General features: G+C 72.3%; 16 protein-coding genes. 12 read left to right on the plus strand and 4 right to left on the minus strand.

Features of this window, described 5'->3' with window-relative positions; translation table 11 throughout:
- Positions 1–45 precede the first annotated feature (45 nt).
- From RM844_RS19320 to RM844_RS19345, 6 genes are all read left to right on the plus strand, one after another.
- Positions 46–1734 (plus strand): ABC transporter substrate-binding protein, encoded by a 1689-nt coding sequence (locus tag RM844_RS19320; RefSeq protein ID WP_311668527.1) that lies wholly within the window; start codon positions 46–48, stop codon positions 1732–1734.
- A gap of 124 nt (positions 1735–1858) precedes the next feature.
- Positions 1859–2989, plus strand: coding sequence for an ABC transporter ATP-binding protein (locus RM844_RS19325; RefSeq protein WP_311668528.1), 1131 nt, complete (start codon positions 1859–1861; stop codon positions 2987–2989).
- On the plus strand, positions 2986–3966 hold the full coding sequence (locus tag RM844_RS19330) for an ABC transporter permease (RefSeq protein ID WP_311668529.1): 981 nt from the start codon (positions 2986–2988) through the stop codon (positions 3964–3966). Before RM844_RS19325 ends, RM844_RS19330 begins: the two co-directional genes overlap by 4 nt.
- A 5-nt stretch (positions 3967–3971) precedes the next feature.
- Positions 3972–5048 (plus strand): ABC transporter permease, encoded by a 1077-nt coding sequence (locus RM844_RS19335; protein ID WP_311668530.1) that lies wholly within the window; start codon positions 3972–3974, stop codon positions 5046–5048.
- Positions 5045–6040: an ABC transporter ATP-binding protein gene (locus tag RM844_RS19340; RefSeq protein ID WP_311668531.1), complete on the plus strand. Its 996-nt coding sequence runs from the start codon at positions 5045–5047 to the stop codon at positions 6038–6040. The genes RM844_RS19335 and RM844_RS19340 overlap by 4 nt, the downstream gene beginning before the upstream one ends.
- 18 nt (positions 6041–6058) lie before the next feature.
- On the plus strand, positions 6059–7471 hold the full coding sequence (locus tag RM844_RS19345; protein WP_311668532.1) for a GH1 family beta-glucosidase: 1413 nt from the start codon (positions 6059–6061) through the stop codon (positions 7469–7471).
- A 39-nt stretch (positions 7472–7510) separates the two neighbouring features.
- On the opposite strand, the gene gndA is transcribed toward RM844_RS19345, so the two are convergent.
- The 3 genes from gndA to RM844_RS19360 all read right to left on the minus strand — a co-directional run bounded on the left by gndA (position 7511) and on the right by RM844_RS19360 (position 10827).
- On the minus strand, positions 7511–8947 hold the full coding sequence (gene gndA, locus RM844_RS19350; protein ID WP_311668533.1) for an NADP-dependent phosphogluconate dehydrogenase: 1437 nt from the start codon (positions 8945–8947) through the stop codon (positions 7511–7513).
- Positions 8948–9045: 98 nt separating this feature from the next.
- Positions 9046–9876: an aldo/keto reductase gene (locus tag RM844_RS19355; RefSeq protein WP_311668534.1), complete on the minus strand. Its 831-nt coding sequence runs from the start codon at positions 9874–9876 to the stop codon at positions 9046–9048.
- Positions 9877–10065: 189 nt separating this feature from the next.
- Complete coding sequence (locus tag RM844_RS19360; RefSeq protein ID WP_311668535.1) at positions 10066–10827, minus strand: ZIP family metal transporter; 762 nt, start codon at positions 10825–10827, stop codon at positions 10066–10068.
- Between the two features lie 216 nt (positions 10828–11043).
- Between RM844_RS19360 and RM844_RS19365 the strand changes: the two genes are divergently transcribed.
- The 5 genes from RM844_RS19365 (at position 11044) to RM844_RS19385 (ending at position 16687) form a co-directional block, all read left to right on the plus strand.
- A complete protein-coding gene (locus tag RM844_RS19365) occupies positions 11044–11862 on the plus strand; it encodes an endonuclease I family protein (RefSeq protein WP_311668536.1) in 819 nt (272 codons plus the stop codon).
- Between the two features lie 61 nt (positions 11863–11923).
- Positions 11924–13159, plus strand: coding sequence for a DUF4032 domain-containing protein (locus tag RM844_RS19370; protein WP_311668537.1), 1236 nt, complete (start codon positions 11924–11926; stop codon positions 13157–13159).
- Between the two features lie 242 nt (positions 13160–13401).
- Complete coding sequence (locus RM844_RS19375) at positions 13402–14712, plus strand: ABC transporter substrate-binding protein (protein WP_311668538.1); 1311 nt, start codon at positions 13402–13404, stop codon at positions 14710–14712.
- A gap of 99 nt (positions 14713–14811) precedes the next feature.
- On the plus strand, positions 14812–15774 hold the full coding sequence (locus RM844_RS19380; RefSeq protein ID WP_311668539.1) for a carbohydrate ABC transporter permease: 963 nt from the start codon (positions 14812–14814) through the stop codon (positions 15772–15774).
- 19 nt (positions 15775–15793) lie between these two features.
- Positions 15794–16687, plus strand: coding sequence for a carbohydrate ABC transporter permease (locus RM844_RS19385; protein ID WP_394814551.1), 894 nt, complete (start codon positions 15794–15796; stop codon positions 16685–16687).
- Between the two features lie 38 nt (positions 16688–16725).
- Here the strand turns inward: RM844_RS19385 and RM844_RS19390 are convergent, their stop codons facing one another.
- Positions 16726–17685, minus strand: coding sequence for a UbiA family prenyltransferase (locus tag RM844_RS19390; protein ID WP_311668540.1), 960 nt, complete (start codon positions 17683–17685; stop codon positions 16726–16728).
- A gap of 230 nt (positions 17686–17915) precedes the next feature.
- Here RM844_RS19390 and RM844_RS19395 point away from each other — a divergent pair, with 230 nt between their 5' ends.
- Positions 17916–19031, plus strand: a complete 1116-nt coding sequence (locus RM844_RS19395) for a PucR family transcriptional regulator (protein ID WP_311668541.1) — start codon at positions 17916–17918, stop codon at positions 19029–19031.
- Positions 19032–19641 lie beyond the last annotated feature (610 nt).

The raw sequence follows: 19641 nt of genomic DNA on the forward strand, positions 1-19641 counted from the left end.
CCGGCCAGATTTCACCACCCGTACAGATCACCTGGGAGCAGAACCGTGAGAGTCCAATCGCGATCCCGTAGAACCATCGCCCTGGCGACCGGAGTGGCGCTGTCGTTCTCGCTGTTGGCGGCGTGTTCCGACGCGAACAGCAACCGCTCGGGCAACAACGGTGGCGGCGGCGACGGCGTGCTGAACGTGGGGATGCCCAACGGTCCGCAGGCCAACAACAGCAACCCGCTGCTGGAGACCTCGGCCGGCGCCTCGCTCGGCTACCGCGCCGTGGTCTACGAACCGCTGGTGATGACCAACGGCATCGCGCCCGAGCAGGAGGGCACCCCCTGGTTGGCCGAGGAGTGGTCCTGGAACGAGGAGTTCACCGAGCTGGTGCTCACCGTCCGGGAGGGGCCGACCTGGTCGGACGGCGAGGCCTTCGACGCCGAGGACGTCGCCTTCACCTTCCAACTGCTCAAGGACCACCCGGGGTTGAACACGGGGGCCATCCCGTTCGAGGAGATCAGCCAGGACGGCAACCAGGTCCGACTGACCTTCGGCTCCTCGCAGTTCGTCAACCAGGTCAAGATCTACCAGACCTTTATCGTTCCCGAGCACATATGGTCGCAGGTCGATAACCCGGAGACCTACGAGGACCAGGAGCCGGTCGGCACCGGCCCCTACACGTTGAAGACCTTCACCCCCCAGACCGTCACCCTCACCCGCCGGGACAGCTACTGGCAGGAGCTGCCCGAGGTCGAGGAGCTGCGCTACACCAGCTACAACGACAACAACGCGGCCACCACCGCGCTGTCCAACGGCGAGCTGGAGTGGTCCTACGTCTTCATCCCGAACTACGAGGACGTCTACCTCTCGCACGACCCCGAGCACTTCAACCTCTGGTTCCCCACCGGCCTCGGCATCCACGGCCTGTGGATCAACACCGAGCGCGAGCCCTTCGACGACGTCGTGCTGCGGCAGGCGATGAACCTCGCGGTGGACCGGCAGGCCATCCACGAGCAGGGGCACGCCGGCGCCTTCCCGGTGGTGGAGAGCCCCACCGGCCTGCCGCTGCCCGCCGGCGACAGCTTCCTGGCCCCCGAGTACCAGGGCGTCACCGTCGAGCGGGACGTCGAGGCGGCGCGGGCACTGCTGGAGGAGAACGGCTACGGCTACGAGGGCGACACCCTGCTGACGCCGGAGGGCGAGCCGGTCACCATGACCCTGGTCGACCCGGCCGGCTGGTCCGACTACCTGACCTCGCTGTCGGTCATCTCCGACAACCTCGCCGAGATCGGCATCGAGGCCGCCGTCGAGACCGCCACCGTCGACGGCTGGCGCAACACCGTGGACGCCGGCGGCTTCGACGCCACCCTGCACTGGACCAACGGCGGCGCCACCCCCTACGACAGCTACCAGCACGTGATGGACGGCACCCTCTACAAGCCGATCGGCGAGGCCTCCGCCGGCGGCAACTTCGGCCGCTTCCAGAGCGAGGTCGCCGACGCGGCGCTCCAGGAGTACGCCAACGCCACCGACGACGCCGCCCGCACCGAGGCGATGAACGAACTCCAGCGGGTCTTCGTCGAGGAGGTGCCGATGATCCCCACCGTGGCCTCGCCCATCGGCGCCGAGTTCTCCACCCGCAACTGGGTCGGCTGGCCGACCGAGGAGGACCCGTACGCCCCGCCGCAGCCCACCCAGCGCAACGCCCTCCAGATCGTGCTCAACCTGGAGCCGGCCGACGGCTGAGCCGGCCGTCGAGAGGTCACGGCCGCCGAGCGGCCACCCAGCCCGCCCGCCCCGCCGCGTCGCCAACTCGCCCCAGGCGGCGGGGCGGGCGCCTCCGCCGACGTACGACAGGAAGCCCACCGCCATGTCCCACACCCCCGATCCGCCCCCCGCCGAGGCCGGCCCGCCCCCCGCCGGCGAAGTGGTCCTGGAGGCGCGCAACGTCAGCAAGCACTTCGCGGTCCGCCGCACCCTGCGCCACTTCGCCGACCGCGCGCGGCCCGTCGTGCACGCGGTGGACGACGTCTCCCTCACCCTCCGCCGGGGCTCCGTCACCGCCGTCGTCGGCGAGTCCGGCTCCGGGAAGTCCACCATCGCCCGCCTGCTGGCCCAGCTCTACCCGACCACCTCGGGCGAGCTGCTGCTGCACGGCCGGCCGACCCGGGTCGGCCGGGGCCGCGCGTTCCGCGCCTACTGCCGGCAGGTCCAGCTGATCTTCCAGGACCCGTTCGGCTCCCTCAACCCCACCCACACCGTGCGCTACCACCTGACCAGGGCGCTGCGCATCCACGGCCGGGCCGGGCAGGGGCCGGCGGAGCTGGAGCAGGCCCTCGCCGAGCTGCTGGGCCGGGTCCACCTCAGTCCGCCGGAGCGCTACCTGGACTCCTTCCCGCACCAGCTCTCCGGCGGGCAGCGGCAGCGGGTCGCCATCGCCCGCGCCATGGCCGCCGACCCCGCGGTGCTGCTGGCCGACGAGCCGGTCTCGATGCTGGACGTCTCCATCCGGCTGGGCATCCTCAACCTGCTGCGGGACCTGAAGGAACGCCTGAACCTCGCCATCCTCTACATCACCCACGACATCGCCTCGGCCCGCTACTTCGCCGACGAGACGCTGGTGATGTACGCCGGGCGGCTCGTCGAGGGCGGCGACAGCGAGACCGTCACCCAGCGGCCCGCCCACCCCTACACCCAGCTGCTGACCTCCTCCGCGCCCGACCCGGACCGGATCGTCGCCGGCGACCCGACCCCGGCCACCGACCCGGCCGGTGGTGAGGTGGTCGCCGAGGAGCGGGAGAACGAGACCGCGGGCGAGCCGCCGAGCCTGATCTCGCCGCCCAGCGGCTGCCGGTTCCACCCGCGCTGCCCCAAGGCGATGGCCCGCTGCCGCACCGAGAGCCCGCCGCGCTTCGACCTGGCGGACGGCCAGTGGGCGGCCTGCTGGCTCTACGCCCCCGAGCCGGCCGAACGGCCCGCGGCCCGGGAGGCGTCGGCGTGAGATACCTCCTCCAGCGGCTGGGCTTCTACCTCTTCACCGCCTGGGCCGCCATCACCATCAACTTCTTCATCCCCCGGCTGATGCCGGGCGACCCGGTCCAGGCGCTGATCACCCGCTACCAGGGCCAGTTGGACAGCAAGGCGATCGACTCGCTGCGCACCCTCTTCGGCCTGGACAACGAGTCCTCCATCTGGGTCCAGTACCTCGACTACTGGGGCAACCTGTTCCGCGGCGACCTGGGCACCTCGTTCACCTACTTCCCGACCGGGGTCTCCGACATCATCGGGCAGAGCCTGCCGTGGACCCTGGGCCTGATGGGCCTGACCACCGTCATCAGCTTCCTGCTGGGCACCGGCATCGGGATCTACGCCGGCTGGCGGCGCGGCTCCTGGCTGGACAACATGCTGCCGGTCACCACGTTCCTCTCGGCCATCCCCTACTTCTGGCTGGGGCTGATCGCGATCGCGCTGTTCGCCGTGCAGTGGTCGGTCTTCCCGGCCTCCGGCGGCTACGACAACAGCCTGGTGCCGGCCTTCGACTGGCCGTTCATCTCCAGCACCATCTACCACGGCACGCTGCCCGCCCTGACCATCGTGGTGAGCGCCATAGCGGGCTGGATCCTCGGCATGCGGAACATGATGGTCTCGGTCACCGCCGAGGACTACGTGCTGGTCGCGCAGGCGAAGGGGCTGCCCGAGCGGCGGGTGATGTTCTCCTACGCGGCCCGCAACGCGATCCTGCCCAGCATCTCCAACTTCGCGCTCTCGCTGGGCTTCATCGTCGGCGGCACCCTGCTGGTGGAGATGGTCTTCTCCTATCCCGGCATCGGCTACATCCTCTTCCAGGGCGTCGGCGCCAAGGACTACCCGCTGATGCAGGGCGTCTTCCTGATCATCACCCTCGCGGTGCTGGCCGCCAACCTGGTGGCCGACCTCATCTACCTGCTGCTCGACCCGCGAACCCGAAGGGAGGCGTAACGGCCATGGCACTCCAGGCCACCGAGGCGGCCGTCGCGGCCGCCGACACCGAGGCGGCCCCGCGCCGCGACCGGCTGCGCTTCCTGCGCAACGGCAAGACCCTGGTGGGGCTCGCCATCCTGGGCGTCTTCGTCCTGCTGGGCATCTTCGGCGAGTTGCTCGCGCCCTACGACCCCTCGGCCCGGGGCGACCAGCTGATGGCCTCGCCCTCCTGGGACCACCCCTTCGGCACCACCCAGACCGGGCAGGACATCTTCTCCCAGATCCTGGTCGGCACCCGGGGGGTGTTGGTGGTCGGCTTCGTCGCCGCCGTGCTGGCCACCGTGCTGGGGGTGCTGATCGGGGTGACCGCCGGCTACCTGGGCGGCTTCGGGGACGACGCGCTCTCCTCGCTGAGCAACATCTTCCTGGTCATTCCCGGGCTGCCGCTGATCATCATCATCACCAGCTTCCTGCCGGAGACCAGCGACCTGACCATAGCGGCGGTGATCGGCCTGACCTCCTGGGCCTGGGGTGCCAGGGTGCTGCGCGCGCAGACCCTCTCGCTGCGGAACCGGGACTACGTGCAGGCGGCGCGCGCCACCGGCGAGTCCACCTGGCGGATCATCGTCTTCGAGCTGCTGCCCAACCTCACCCCGGTGATCGCCTCCGGCTTCATCGGCACGGTGATCTTCGCGGTGCTCTCCAACATCACCCTGGCCTTCATAGGGATCGCCGACATCTCCGAGTGGAACTGGGGCACCGTGCTGTTCTGGGCGCAGAGCAACCAGGCGCTGGCCCAGGACGCCTGGTGGTGGTTCGTACCGGCCGGGCTGTGCATCGCGCTGCTGGGCACCGCCCTCGCGCTGATCAACTTCGGCATCGACGAGTTCATCAACCCCCGGCTGCGGAACGACAAGGCGGACCGCGCGGTGCGCATGCGGGTCGGCTTTACGCCCGTGCTGCGCGCCGAACGCGCCGCGGCCACCGCGTCCGCAACCGCGTCCGCCGCCGCGCCCGTCGCCACCGTGCCCGCGCCGGCCGAGCCTCCCGAGCCGGCGGCGGCGTCGGACGGCCCCACCCGGAAGGACGACCCGGCATGACCAGCACCCCACCCGTCCTGGAGATCAGCGGACTGAACGTCAACTACGGGCTGGGCGCCAAGGCCGTGCACGCGGTGCGCGACATCGACCTCACCCTGCACCGCGGCGAGGTGCTCGGCCTGGCCGGCGAGTCCGGCTCCGGCAAGTCCACGCTCGCCTACGCCGTCACCCGGCTGCTGCCGCCGCCCGGCGTGATCACCGGCGGCGAGGTCCGCTACCACCCCAGGACCGGCCAGCCCATCGACATCCTGGACCTGGACCCCGAGGGGCTGCGAGCCTTCCGCTGGTCGGAGATCTCGCTGGTCTTCCAGGGCGCGATGAACTCGCTCAACCCCGTGCACACCGTGCGCTCCCAGCTCACCGACGTGCTCAAGGCACACCGGCCGGACCTGACCGGCGCCCAACGCCAGGACCGGGCCGCCGAGTTGCTCGCCCTGGTCGGGATCTCCGCGGACCGGCTGGGCAGCTACCCGCACCAGCTCTCCGGCGGGATGCGGCAGCGGGTGATGATCGCCATGGCGCTCGCCCTCGACCCGGAGATCGTCATCCTGGACGAGCCCACCACCGCGCTGGACGTGGTGATGCAGCGGCAGATCCTCAAGCAGCTGGTCCGGCTGCGCAACGAGCTGGACTTCTCGGTCGTCTTCATCACCCACGACATCTCGCTGCTGATCGAGTTCTCCGACCGGATCGCCATCATGTACGGCGGCCGGGTGGTCGAGGAGGCGGCGGCCAGGGAGATCTACCGGACCGCCCACCACCCCTACAGCCACGGCCTGTTGCACTCCTTCCCGGCGCTGCACGGCCCGCGCCGGGAGCTGACCGGCATCCCCGGCTCGCCGCCCGACCTGACGGCGATGCCCAGCGGCTGCGCCTTCCACCCCCGCTGCCCCAAGGCGTTCGAGCCCTGTGCCCAGCGGGTGCCCACGCTGGGGCCCGTCCCGGCGGACGACGGCCGGACCGTCGCCTGCTGGCTGCACGCCGACCACTGACAGGAGCGACCGCACACCATGACCTCCCCCATCACGACCACCGAGGCCGGCCCGGCCCGCGCCATCCCCGAGCTGGCGGAGAACTTCACCTGGGGCGTCGCGACCTCCGCCTACCAGATCGAGGGCGCCACCGAAGCGGACGGCCGCACCCCGTCCATCTGGGACACCTTCTGCCGGGTCCCGGGCGCGGTGGCCAACGCGGAGAACGGCGACACCGCCTGCGAGCACTACCGTCGGATGCCCGAGGACGTCGAGCTGATCGCCGGCCTCGGCGTCGACGCCTACCGCTTCTCGCTGGCCTGGCCCCGCATCCAGCCCGGCGGCCGGGGCCCGGCCAACGCCCGGGGCCTGGCCTTCTACGACCGGCTGGTGGACACCCTGCTGGCCCGGGGGATCACCCCCTGGGCCACCCTCTACCACTGGGATCTGCCGCAGGAGCTGGAGGACGCCGGCGGCTGGCCGGCCAGGGACACCGCCTACCGCTTCGCCGAGTACGCCGAGCTGACCTACCGGGCGCTGGGCGACCGGGTCACCCACTGGACCACCCTCAACGAGCCCTGGTGCTCGGCCATGCTGGGCTACCACGAGGGCGTACACGCGCCCGGCCGGCGGGACTTCGGCGACGCCCTGCACGCCGTCCACCACCTGCTGCTCGGCCACGGGCTGGCCGCCGAGCGGATGCGGGCCGCGGCCGCCGAGGACGCGCGGCAGCTGAGCCTGGGCATCGTGCTCAACCTCGGCCACGGCAGCCCGGCCAGCGACAGCCCGGCGGACCTGGCGGCGGCCCGCCGGGCCGACGGCCTGGGCACCCGGCTCTACCTGGACGCCCTGGTGCACGGCCGCTACCCGGCCGACCTGCTGGCCGAACTCCCCCGGCGGGGCGTCACCCTGCCGGTGCGGGACGGGGACCTGGCCACCATCGCCGCCCCGCTGGACCTGCTGGGCGTCAACTACTACACCAGCCACCGGTTCGCCGGCACCGACGAGCACGGCGCGGAGACCGACGAGCACGGCCTGCCGGTGGTGCGCATGGTGCCGTTCGGCCGGCCGCGCACCGCGATGGACTGGGAGATCGTCCCCAGCGGTCTCACCGAACTGCTGCTGCGGCTTCAGCGGGAGTACGGCCTGCCGATGGTGATCACCGAGAACGGCGCCGCCTTCGACGACCGGGTCGCTCCGGACGGCACCGTGCCGGACGCCGACCGCACCGCCTACCTGGCCGGCCACCTGGCGGCCGTCGCCCGGGCCAGGGCGGCCGGCGCGGACGTGCGCGGCTACTTCGCCTGGTCGCTCTTCGACAACTTCGAGTGGGCCTACGGCTACGACAAGCGGTTCGGCATCGTCCGGGTCGACTACGACACCCAGCGGCGGACCGTCAAGGACAGCGGTGCCTGGTACCGGGACACCGTGCGGCTGACCAGGGGGGAGTGAGGGACCGGCGGGGGCGGGCGACCGCCCCCGCCGGCCGGGTCAGGCGCGTTCCTCGGTCCGGTCCCCGCCCCAGAGCGTGTGGAAGCCGCCCTCCCGGTCCACCCGCTGGTAGGTGTGGGCCCCGAAGAAGTCCCGCTGTCCCTGGATCAGCGCGGCCGGCAGCCGCTCCGCGCGCAGCGCGTCGTAGTAGGCGAGCGCCGCCGAGAAGCCGGGCGCCGGCACCCCCAACTCCGTCGCCCTGGACACCACATGGCGCCACGGGTTCTGCGCCGCCGCCAGGTCGCCGGCGAACAGCTCGTCGGTCAGCAGCGTCACCGGCGGCTCGGCCCCGCCGAAGGCCCGGCGGATGCCGTTGAGGAACCGCGCCCGGATGATGCAGCCGCCGCGCCAGATCGCGGCCACCGCGGCCAGGTCGATGTTCCAGCCGTACTCCTCGCTGCCGGCCTGGATCAGCTGCCAGCCCTGGGCGTAGGCCACGATCTTCGAGGCGTACAGCGCCTGTTCGACCTGGTCGGCGAAGCGCGCCGCGTCGTCCGGGTGCAGCGTCGGGCGGGTCGGGCCGGGCAGCGACCTGGCCGCCGCGCGTAGTTCGGCGTGCCCGGACAGCCCGCGGGCGAACACCGCCTCGGCGATCCCGGAGACCGGCACCCCCAGGTCGAGGGCGGTCTGCACGGTCCACCGCCCGGTGCCCTTCTGCTCCGCCTGGTCCAGCACCACGTCCACGAACGGCCGCCCGGTCTCGGCGTCCCGGTGGGCCAGCACCTGGGCGGTGATCTCGATCAGGTAGGAGTCCAGCCGGCCCTCGTTCCAGCCGCGGAAGATCTCCGCGATCCGCTCCGGCTCGTAGCCGGCCACCCGGCGCAGCAGGTCGTAGGCCTCCGCGATCAGCTGCATGTCGGCGTACTCGATGCCGTTGTGCACCATCTTGACGAAGTGCCCGGCACCGTCCGGGCCGATGTGCGTGCAGCAGGGCTCGCCGTCCACCTCGGCGGCGATGCTCTCCAACAGCGGGCCGAGCGCCGCGTAGGACTCGGGGGAGCCGCCCGGCATGATGCTCGGTCCGTGCAGCGCGCCCTCCTCCCCGCCGGAGATGCCGCAGCCCACGAAGTGCAGCCCGCGCTCGCGCAGCGCCGCCTCCCGGCGGCGGGTGTCGGCGTAGTGCGCGTTGCCGCCGTCCATGATCATGTCGCCGGGCTCCAGCAGCGGCGCGAACTCGTCGATCACGGCGTCGGTCGCGGCGCCCGCCTTCACCATCACCACGATCCGGCGTGGCCGCTCCAGCGCGGCGACGAAGTCGGCCGCCGACTCGGCCGGCACGAAGGTCCCCTCCTGGCCGAACCGCTCGACCAACTCCCGTGTCCTGGTGGCGGTCCGGTTGTGCACGGCGACCGTGTGGCCACGGCGCGCGAGGTTCCGGGCGAGGTTGCGGCCCATCACCGCCAGCCCCGTGACCCCGATCTGGGCCTGCCCAGCCATCTGCAATCAACTCCCGTAGTGGAAAGGTCCGCGGCCGGATGGGCCCGGCCGGGGCGACGACGCCCGGCGACGCGCGGCGCCGGCGAGCGCCGGGTGGCTCACATCTCCTCGTGGTACTCGGGATCGCCGCCCAGCCGCCGGTGCGGGCGGTCGGCGACGACGGCCATCTCCTCGGCGCTGAGGGAGAATCCGAAGATGTCGAGGTTGGTCCGCCGGCGCTCCGGGTCGGCGGACTTCGGAATCGGCACGGCGGCCAGCTGGAGGTGCCAGCGCAGGATCACCTGGGCCGGCGTGACCCCGTGCGTCCTGGCCAGCTCGCCGATCCGCTCGTCGGCCAGCAGCGTGCTGCCGCGGCCCAGCGGGCTCCAGCTCTCGGTGACGATGCCGTGGCGGGCGTGGAAGGCCCTGGCCTCCTCCTGCGGGAAGAGCGGGTGCAGCTCGATCTGGTTGACCGCCGGCAGCACGCCGGTCTCCTCCCGCAGCCGGGTCAGCTGCGCCGGGGTGAAGTTGGAGACCCCGACGGAGCGCACCAGCCCCTCGTCCCTGAGCTTCACCATGGCCCGCCAGGAGTCGACATAGCGATCCACGCTGGGGTTGGGCCAGTGGATGAGGTAGAGGTCGACGTACTCCACGCCCAGCCGGGCCCTGGACTCCTCGAACGAGGCGAGCGTCTCCTCGTACCCGTGGTGCCGACCGGGCAGCTTGGTGGTCAGCACCAGCTCCTCCCGGGGCAGCCCGGCGGCCGCCAGGCCGCGGCCCACGCCGGCCTCGTTGCGGTAGTTCACCGCCGTGTCGATCAGGCGGTAGCCCTGCCGGACGGCGTCGGCGACCGAGCGTTCCGCCTCGGCGTCGTCCAGCGGGTAGGTGCCGAAGCCCACGGGGGGCAGGGTGCGGTCGTCGTTGAGGGTGTGACGGGGGGCGGTTGGCACTGCTCCTCCTCGATCGGACCCCGGCCGGGTCCGCGCTGTCTGCCAGGCTTGTCGATCGGCGGCGCCGGCGCCAGGTTCGGACCGCCCGCGGTGGCGACCTGGTCAGGTCCGCGCCCCGGGCGCCGACGTCCCGTCAGGGTAGCCAGCGCGGGGCGGCCGACCGGGACGCGCCATGCCCCGGGGCGCCCGTCAGGCGTGCGAGAGCCCGAACGACACCAGGAAGCCGCAGACCAGGACGAGTCCACTGGCCAGCCGGGCATCCGCGAACGCCTCCGGCACCATGGTGTCGGCGACCATGGCCAGGATCGCGCCGGCGGCCGCCGCGGTGGCCGCCGCGATCACCGCGTCGGACAGGCCGCCCAGCACCGCGTACCCGAGCAGCGCCGAGACGGCGCTGGCCGCCGCGATCGCCCCCCACACCCCGAAGACGTAGGCCGGGCCGCGGCCGGCGCCGCGCATCCCGGCCGCGCTGGAGAGCCCCTCGGGCACGTTGCTGAGGAAGACCGCGACCACCGTCACCGTGCTCACCGCCCCGCCGTCCAGCAGGCTGACCCCGATCGCGGCCGTCTCTGGCACGCCGTCCAGCAGCGCGCCCAGCGCCAGCGCCAGCCCGGACCCCGCCTGTTGGGACTCGGACGGCTGGCGCTGTTCCGGGTGGTCGCCCGACCGCTTGCGGTGCCGGGCGCCGTGCCGGGCGAGCAGGACGTTGCCCAGGGTGTAGGCGCCGGCGCCCAGCAGGGTGCCGACCACCGCGGGCGACAGCCCGGCGCGGGCGTTCGCCTCGCCCAGCAGCTCGAAGGCGACCGCCGAGAGCAGCACCCCGGAGCCGAAGGCCATCACGGCCGCGGTCAGCCAGCGCGGCACCCGTACCGCGTAGCCCAGTGCCGCGCCCAACAGCAGCGCCGAGCCGGCCACCAGGCCCCAGAATCCGGCCAACAAGATCTCCGCCATGCCGCCTGCCTATCCCGCCGACGGGCTGAACGGCGGTAGCCAGGGCCGGCGTGCCGGGAGCCCAACGGCGGACGGCCGATTGGTGACAGGAGCATGACGAAGTGGCCGTGACGCGCGTAAACCGCGTGGGCGGGGAAGACTCCCCTTGTCCAACTCCCGCCGCGTGCAGAAACGTTGCATCGCCGCGGCGTACCAGACTAGGAAGGGTCCCCCCACATGCGCCCCACCAAGGCCGGCCGCGCCCTGGCCGTCTCCACCCTGTCCGTCGCGCTCGCCGTGCCGCTGCTCGGGGCCGCCGCCCCGGCCGCCCCGGCCACCGACGCCACCAGCGTGGACGCCCCCTACTTCGACGACGCCTACTACGCCGACGCCGAGGGGCTCACCGGCGAGCCGCTCAAGCAGGCGCTGCACGAGATCATCAGCACCGACGTCACCACCCTGTCGTACTCCGAGGTCTGGGACGCGCTCAAGGACGCCGACCAGGACCCGGCCGACCCCGGCAGCGTGATCCTCCTCTACACCGGCGAGTCCCGCTCGGCCGACGCCAACGGCGGCAACGTCGGCGACTGGAACCGGGAGCACGTCTGGGCCAAGTCGCACGGCGACTTCGGCACCTCGCGCGGCCCCGGCACCGACGTCCACCACCTGCGGCCCACCGACGTCCAGGTGAACAGCAGCCGCGGCAACCTGGACTTCGACGAGGGCGGCAGCGAGGTCTCCGGCGCCCCGGGCAACTACCGCGACAGCGACTCCTTCGAGCCCGCCGACGAGTTCAAGGGCGACATAGCCCGGATGCTCTTCTACATGGCGGTCCGCTGGGAGGGCGACGAGGGCTTCGCCGACCTGGAGCTGAACGACGCGACCAACAACGGCTCCGCCCCCTACCACGGTCGGCTGAGCGTGCTGCTCGAATGGCACGAGCAGGACCCGGTCAGCGCCGCCGAGCAGCGTCGCAACGACGTGATCTTCGAGAACTACCAGCACAACCGGAACCCGTTCATCGACCACCCGGAGTGGGTCGCCGAGATCTGGTAACACCCGGCGCGCACACCGGGGCCCGCCGCCCGGCTCCGGGTCGATGGCGCAGACTGGGGGCATGGAACTCCAGATCACCGCCACCGACCCGGAGCACCCCACGACGCTGCTCGACCTGCCGTGGGACGTTCCGCTGGTGGACTGGCCAGAGGAACACCTGGTCTCGCTGCCGCGCGGTATCTCCCGCCACGTCGTCCGCTTCGCCCGGGCCGGCGGCGAGGTGTTCGCGGTCAAGGAGGTGGGCGAGTGGGCGGCCGTCCGCGAGTACGGGCTGCTCCGGGACCTGGACCGGCTGGCGGTGCCCGCGGTCGACCCGGTCGCGGTGGTGACCGGCCGGACGGACGCGCTGGGCGGGCCGCTGGAGCCGGTGCTGATCACCCGGCAGCTCAAGGGCTCGCTGCCCTACCGCTCGATGTTCGAGACGACCATGCGGCCGACCACCATCAAGCGGCTGTTGGACGCGCTGGCCGTGCTGTTGGTCCGGCTCCATCTGGACGGCTTCGCCTGGGGCGACTGCTCGCTCTCCAACACCCTCTTCCGCCGGGACGCCGGCGCCTACGCCGCCTACCTGGTGGACGCCGAGACCGGCCAGATCCAGCCACGGCTGAGCCGCGGGCAGCGGGAGTACGACCTGGAGGTCGCCCGGGTCAACATCGCCGGCGAGCTGATGGACCTGGAGGCCGGCGGCTCGCTGCACCCGTCCGTCGACCCGGTCCTCTTCGGCGAGGAGATCGTCACCCGGTACGGCGAGCTGTGGCACGAGCTGACCCGCACCTCGGTCTACCCCAGGCACAAGAAGCACTACATCGACCGCCGCATCAGGCGGCTGAACGAGCTGGGCTTCGACGTGGCCGAGATGCAGATCCAGCGCTCGCCCGACGGGGACTCGGTCACCTTCCTGCCCAAGGTGGTGGACGCCGGCCACCACCAGCGGCAGCTGCTGCGGCTGACCGGTCTGGACGCGGAGGAGAACCAGGCCCGCAGTCTGTTGAACGACCTGGAGACCTGGATGGCCGGCCAGGACGACTACGCCCCGGGTGACCCGTTGGGCGCCCGCCCCGAGGTGCTGGCCCACCGCTGGGTGCGCGACGTCTTCCGGCCCACCGTCCGCCGGGTGCCGCTGGAGCTGCGCGGCGGCATCGACACCGCGCAGATCTACCACGAGCTGCTGGAGCTGCGGCTCACCCTCTCCGAGCGGGCGCAGCGGGACGTCGGGATGGACGTCGCCACCGAGGAGTACATGGCCCGTGGGCTGGCCACCCGGCCGGCCGGGGAGCCGGTGCTGGACGAGGAGTGAGCCGGCGGCGTCAGCTTTTCAGAAGCTGACGGCTTGTCAAGCGTTGCGTTCAAATCTTGTACGTTCACAGCGAGTTCGGTCTTCACTTCTTGACAGTTCCGAGTACGGAAGCAAGGCTGCGAGCGCTATGGAACCGCTCCCACTCCGGGTGGGCTCGGTGCCATCGCGCAGCACTCCGCACCACCCGAGCAAGGTTCTGTCGTGGCGTCCGGGGCGAAGGCCCCGGCGCGGTGGAGGATCGCATGGGCACAATCCGGAAGCTGTTTCGTTCCCGCCGGGGCGCCGCCGTCGCGGCGGCCCTGCCGCTGGTGATGCTCGCCAGCTGCTCCACCGGCGGCAGTACCGGTGGTGGTCGCGCCGACGACGGCACGGTCACCATCACCATGGGTCTCTTCGGGGTGATGGGCTTCGAGGAGACCGACCTGCTGGAGAGGTACGAGGAGGAGAACCCCGGCATCCGGATCGAGGCCGAGGTCGCCGGTGACGAGCAGACCTACTACACCGCGCTCCAGACCCATCTGGCCGCCGGCAGCGGCCTGAAGGACATCCAGGGCATCGAGATCGGCCGGGCCAAGGAGATCGTCGACACCCAGGCCGAGGCGTTCGCCGACTTCTCCCAGACCCCGGGGACCGACCACTTCCTGCCCTGGAAGCTCAACCAGCTGTCCACTCCGGACGGTCAGGTGCTCGGCCTGGGCACCGACATCGGGCCGATGGCGGTCTGCTACCGCCGGGACATGTTCGAGGCGGCGGGGCTCCCCACCGACCGGGAGGAGGTCGCCGCTCTCTGGGAGGGCGACTGGGGCGCCTACGTCGAGGTCGGCGAGGAGTTCATGGCCAACTCCCCGGACCCCGACCTGTCCTACATGGACAGCTCGACCGGGCTCTTCAACGCCATGGTCTACGGCAGCTCCGAGCAGTTCTACGACGCCGAGGGCGAGCTGATCTACCAGGAGAACCCGGTCGTCCTGGAGGCCTGGGAGCTGGCCGCCGAGGCCGCCGGCTCCGGGATGACGGCGGCGCTGCGGCAGTACCAGCCCGAGTGGGACCCGGGGCTGGCCAACAGCACCTTCGCCACCGCCGTCTGCCCCGCCTGGATGCTGGCCCACATCAGCGAGAAGGCCGGTGAGGCCAACGCCGGCAACTGGGACATCGCGCGGGCCCCGCAGGGCGCCAACTGGGGCGGCTCCTTCCTCTCCGTGGTCGAGGAGAGCCCGGTGCGGGACGAGGCCATGGACCTGGTGGCCTGGCTCACCGCGCCCGAGCAGCAGCAGTACATCTTCGAGCAGTTGGGCAACTTCCCGTCCTCCACCGAGGCCATCGAGTCGGAGGCGGTGACCAGCACCTCGTCGGCGTACTTCAACGACGCCCCGATCGGTGAGATCTTCGGCGCCGCCGCCCAAGAGATCCCCGACGAGCAGGTGCTCGGACGCAAGGACGGCACCATCAAGGACGCCTTCGGACAGGGGCTCCAGCGGATCGAGTCGCAGGGCGACACCCCGGACGAGGCCTGGCGGGCCACCGAGGAGAACATCGCCCGGGCCGTCGAGTAGAGCGCCCGCCCCGTCACCGGGGGGCCGTGGCCGCCACGGCCCCCCTCCCGCCTCCTTCGTCGTCCTGTCGTCCCGGCCCCCGGGGACATCGAGAAAGGAATGCCAGCCGTGGCCACCCGCTCTCCGGCGTCCGGAGCGGAGGGACGCCGGCGCTGGCGCGACCTGCCGCACCGCCTCGACCTCGGCGTCGCGCCCTACGCCTTCATCGCCCCGTTCTTCGTCATCTTCGCCGCCTTCAGCGCCTACCCCCTCATCTACACCCTCTGGGTCTCCCTGCACCGGGTCGAGCTGGCCACCATGGACTCGATGGAGTGGCTCGCCCTCGACAACTACACCGCGCTGTGGAACGACGACCGCTTCTGGAACGCGCTGGGCAACACCTTCACCATCGGCGTGCTCTCCACCGTCCCCCAGCTGCTGATGGCCCTCGGCCTGGCCCACCTGCTCAACTACCGGCTGCGCGGCTCGGCGTTCTTCCGGGTCGCCGCGCTGACCCCGTACGCCACCTCGGTCGGTGCGGCGGCGCTGGTCTTCACCATGCTCTTCGAGCGCGACTTCGGCATGATCAACTGGGGTCTCAGCCTCTTCGGCTTCGACCACGTGGACTGGGAGAGTCAGAAGTGGCCCGCCCAGTTCGCCATCTCCACCATGGTGATCTGGCGCTGGACCGGCTACAACGCGCTGCTCTACCTGGCCGCGATGCAGGCGATCCCCCGGGAGCGCTACGAGGCCGCGGCGATCGACGGGGCCTCCCGCTGGCAGCAGTTCCTGCGGGTCACCATCCCCGGTATCCGGCCCACCATCGTCTTCACCATCGTGCTCTCCACCATCGGGGCCACCCAACTCTTCGGCGAGCCACTGATCTTCGGCCAGGGGGTCAACGGCATCACCGGCGGGGCCGACAACCAGTACCAGACGCTGGGCCTGCTCCTCTACGAGGAGGGGTGGCGCAACTACCAGATGGGCCGGGCCGCGACGGTGGCCTGGGCGATGTTCCTGCTGTTGATCCTCCTCTTCGTGCTGCACCGGGTGCTGCGGCGAGTACTGTCCCGCCGGGCCTGACCAGGAGCCGTCGATGTCGATGACCACCGAGATGGACCACGAGACCACCCCGGCCGGCGGCCGCCGGGGCCGCCGCTTCCGCCCCGGCGCGGGCCGGCAACACCACGGCGGGCCGCTCGCCTACGTGCTGCTGGGGCTGGCCGCGCTGCTCTCCCTGTTCCCGCTCTACTGGACCATGGTGGCAGCCTCCACTGACAACACCAGGGTCACCCAGAGCCCGCCGCCGTTCCTGCCCGGGCCCAACCTGTTCACCAACCTCAAGACCGCCTGGCAGGACGCCGGGTTGGGCGCGGCGATGGCCAACAGCCTGGTGGTGGCCGGCGTGATCGCGCTGACCACCGTGCTCTTCGCGACGCTGGCCGGCTTCGCCTTCGCCAAGCTGCGCTTCCGCGGCCGGAACATCCTGCTGCTGCTGGTGATCGGCACCATGATGGTGCCGCCCCAACTCGGCGTGGTGCCGCTGTTCATGCTGATGAGCGACCTCGGCCTGGGCGGCTCGCTGCCGTCGGTGATCTTCCCGACCCTGGTCTCGGCCGTCGGCGTGTTCTTCATGCGGCAGTACCTGGCCGACGCGCTGCCCGACGAGTTGGTGGAGGCGGCCCGGGTGGACGGGGCGCACTCGCTGCGGATCTTCTGGAGCGTGGTGCTGCCGGTGGCCAGGCCGGCGATGGCGGTGCTGTTCATGATCACCTTCGTGCACGCGTGGAACGACTTCTTCTGGCCCTACATCGCGTTGGACGACGCCAACCTCACCGTCCCGGTCGCGCTCACCCGGCTCAGCGCCGGCTATGTGCGCGACCAGTCGGTGATCATGGCGGGGGCCCTGCTGGGCACGTTGCCACTGCTGGTGATGTTCGTGGTCTTCGGTCGGCAGATCGTGGGCGGCATCATGCAGGGCGCGGTCAAGGGCTGAGCGCCGCGCGCCGACCTTCGGAGCGTCGGCGGGCCCGGTCAGCCGGCCGTGCCCGCCGACAGCCCGGCGGTCAGCAGCAGGCCCATGTCCAGGGCCGCCACCAGCAGCACGGTCTGAAAGGCCAGCCGGGCGTCGCCGCGTCGCCGGTCCCGGTGCAGCAGCCCGACGAACGCCGTGCCCGCCGCCACCAGCAGCGCCAGCAACCGCAGGTCGCCGCCGAGTCCCGGCGGCCCGACCAGCAGCAGCGCGGAGCCGAGCAGCGCCACGGCCGCCGCCACCCGGCTGCCCACCGCGCCCAGCCGGTGCGGCAGGCCGCGCACCCCGACCCGGGCGTCGTCGGCCAGGTCGGGCAGGGTGTTCACGAAGTGGGCCGCGCCGCCGAGCAGCGCTCCGGAGGCCACCAGCCACAGCGGCGGCAGCGGGCCACCCGGCAGGGCGAGGCTGACGAAGGCCGGCAGCAGCCCGAAGGAGACCAGGTAGGGCAGTACCGACCAGGCCGTCGCCTTGGCTCCCAGGTCGTAGACCCAGGCCGAGACCAGGGCCACCAGGTGGGCCAGGGCGGCCGGCCAGCCGCAGGCCAGGGAGAGCGCTATCGCCGCCAGGGCCGAGCCGACCACCATCGCGGTCACCGCTGCGGGCGCCAGCCGGCCCTGGGCGACCGGCTTGGTCACCCGGCCGGCCCGCGCGTCCCGGCCGGCGTCCACCAGGTCGTTGAGCCAGCCGACCGAGAGCTGCCCGGTCAGCACGGCCAGGACCAGCAGCATGGTGGAGGCGGCCGAGTGCCCCAGGCTGACCGCCAGGCAGGCGGTCAGTCCGGTGACCACCAGCACCGGCACCGGGTGGGCCGCGCGCGCCCAGGCGCGGGCCCAGGCCCAGAGCGCGCCCCCGGCAGCCGCGGGGGGCGCGTCCGGCGCACCCGGGTGTGGTCCGTGCTTCCCTTGGTGTTCCGTGTGTCGCCCGTCGCTGTGTCGCTCGTCCCCGTGGCTGTCCCTGCGCACGCGCATCTCCCTGCCTTTCCGCTCCGCTCGGGCACTGGTCGGGCCCGGACCCGGCTGGCTCGGCGGCCCGCCCCGGTCGAGTGTCGGGCCGCTCACCCGGAGTGCAGTAGGGCGCGCGCCGGGGGGCGCGCGCCGGTCAGGCCCCTGGAGTAGCCCAACGGGTGTCGTTGCGTAGGCTGGGCGCGCCAGCGTGCCCCAGCAGCGAACCGCCCAGGAAGGGCGAACATCCCGTGCCACACCGAGCGATACCGGTTCACTATCTGGACGGATATGCCGAGATTCTGGCCGACGTCTCGGTCACCGGGCGGCGGCTGTTCCGCCAGGAGGTGGATCAGCGCCGGGAGTTGGGGGAGCGCGCGGCGCGTGCGGGTCTCGGCCTGCGCGAGTTGATCCGGGCCCACCTGGCGGCCGCCCGGGAGGCCTGGCCCGAGCTGCCCGGGGTGACCGGGGCCGCCGGCACCCGTCAGATCAGCTCGGCCGCCGGCTGTGTGCTGGCGGCCACCGAGCAGGCCGTGGACGCGCTGGCCGAGGGGTACGAACGGGCTCAGCTGGTGGCGGTGCGCCGGGACGAGGCGGCCCGCCGCGAGTTCATCGACGACCTGCTGCACGGCCGCAGCGACCTGGGCGAACTCTCCGCCAGGGCGGAGCGCTTCGGGCTCCAGCTGGCCCACACCCACACCGTCGCGGTGGCCTGGGGGGACCAGCCGCACGACGACACCGACCCGCTGACCCGGCGCGTGGAGACCGCGCTGACCACCAGGTTCGGGCCGCGCCGTGTGCTGCTGACCACCAAGGACGCCCGGCTGGTCTGCGTCGCCCCGGGCCACCAGCCGGACGTGGTGGAGTACTTCGCCGAGCAGGCCCGGGTGGCGCTGGCGATGGAGCGCACCAGCGAGCGGGACGTCCGGGTCGCCATCGGTCGGGCGCATCCCGGCCCCGGCGGGGTGGTGCAGTCCTACGAGGAGGCGCTGACCGCGCTGGAGCTGGCGGACAAGCTGCGCCTGCAACCGGTGGTGCTGCGCGCCGCGGAGCTGCTGGTCTTCCCGGTGCTCAACCGGGACAGGCACGCCATGGCGGACCTGGTCAGCACGGTGCTCGGCCCGTTGCGGGGCGCCAGGGGCGGCCCCCGGGAGCTGGTCCGCACCCTGGACGCCTACTTCGACTCCGGCTGCGTCGCGGCCGAGGCGGCGCGCCGCCTGTCGCTGAGCGTGCGGGCCTTCACCTACCGGCTGAAGCGGATCGAGCAGCTGACCGGGGCCGATCCGTCCGACTCGTTCCAGCGCTACACGCTTCAGACGGCGGTGATCGGCGCCCGGCTGTTGGGCTGGCCGGACCAGGAACTCTGAGTCCGGCCAGCCGCCCCCCGGCATGCCGCGGCGGGGCGGAGGCCGCTCAACTCCCGCCCCGCCGCGACATGCTGACGCGGCCCCTGGCCCGGCCGGCGGCGCTCGGCCCCCCGCCGCAGCGCCGCCGTCGGCTACCCGCGTCACCGGGACCCCCCTCGGCCGTCGGGCGTGGCTCCCCTCGCTCACCCGTCGGCCTCGGTCCGGTCACGCTGGGCATCCGACCCGGCCAGGCCGCCCCCCAAGGGGCCGCGTCCATCCCCCGCCGCCCCACCCCCGGCGGCACCAGCGTCCGTCCCGGACCGGCCCCCCAGCGCGGCCCGGGACCGCGGTGGCCGACGACGCCTCCCGGAGGCGACGTCGCCGCCGCACACCCCACCGGGAGATCCCGTCGCGGTTGGTTGCCAGGACACCGTCATGCCGGCATCAGGCAACCACCCCCGGGAGCCTCGCTCCCGTTGCCACCGCTTCCTGCTGGTGAATTGATGATGACAGCCGGAAGGGTGCTCCCGCATTGCCAGAACCCGGCAATCTTAACGCTTCTTTAATGCCTGGCAGCGAAGCCGTCGGTGGTCACGCGGTCGGGTGGGGCGCTCGCGGACCGTGGCCGGCG

The organism is Streptomyces chisholmiae (assembly GCF_031845445.1).
In the GTDB taxonomy this organism is placed as follows: Bacteria; Actinomycetota; Actinomycetes; order Streptomycetales; family Streptomycetaceae; genus Streptomyces; species Streptomyces chisholmiae.

Coding starts and splice junctions, on each gene's coding strand:
- gndA (WP_311668533.1), bottom strand. CDS start 8,947: ATGGCTGGGCAGGCCCAGATCGGGGTCACGGGGCTGGCGGTGATGGGC.
- RM844_RS19360 (WP_311668535.1), bottom strand. CDS start 10,827: ATGGCGGAGATCTTGTTGGCCGGATTCTGGGGCCTGGTGGCCGGCTCG.
- RM844_RS19380 (WP_311668539.1), top strand. CDS start 14,812: ATGCCAGCCGTGGCCACCCGCTCTCCGGCGTCCGGAGCGGAGGGACGC.
- RM844_RS19345 (WP_311668532.1), top strand. CDS start 6,059: ATGACCTCCCCCATCACGACCACCGAGGCCGGCCCGGCCCGCGCCATC.
- RM844_RS19385 (WP_394814551.1), top strand. CDS start 15,794: ATGACCACCGAGATGGACCACGAGACCACCCCGGCCGGCGGCCGCCGG.
- RM844_RS19325 (WP_311668528.1), top strand. CDS start 1,859: ATGTCCCACACCCCCGATCCGCCCCCCGCCGAGGCCGGCCCGCCCCCC.
- RM844_RS19335 (WP_311668530.1), top strand. CDS start 3,972: ATGGCACTCCAGGCCACCGAGGCGGCCGTCGCGGCCGCCGACACCGAG.
- RM844_RS19365 (WP_311668536.1), top strand. CDS start 11,044: ATGCGCCCCACCAAGGCCGGCCGCGCCCTGGCCGTCTCCACCCTGTCC.
- RM844_RS19375 (WP_311668538.1), top strand. CDS start 13,402: ATGGGCACAATCCGGAAGCTGTTTCGTTCCCGCCGGGGCGCCGCCGTC.
- RM844_RS19340 (WP_311668531.1), top strand. CDS start 5,045: ATGACCAGCACCCCACCCGTCCTGGAGATCAGCGGACTGAACGTCAAC.
- RM844_RS19370 (WP_311668537.1), top strand. CDS start 11,924: ATGGAACTCCAGATCACCGCCACCGACCCGGAGCACCCCACGACGCTG.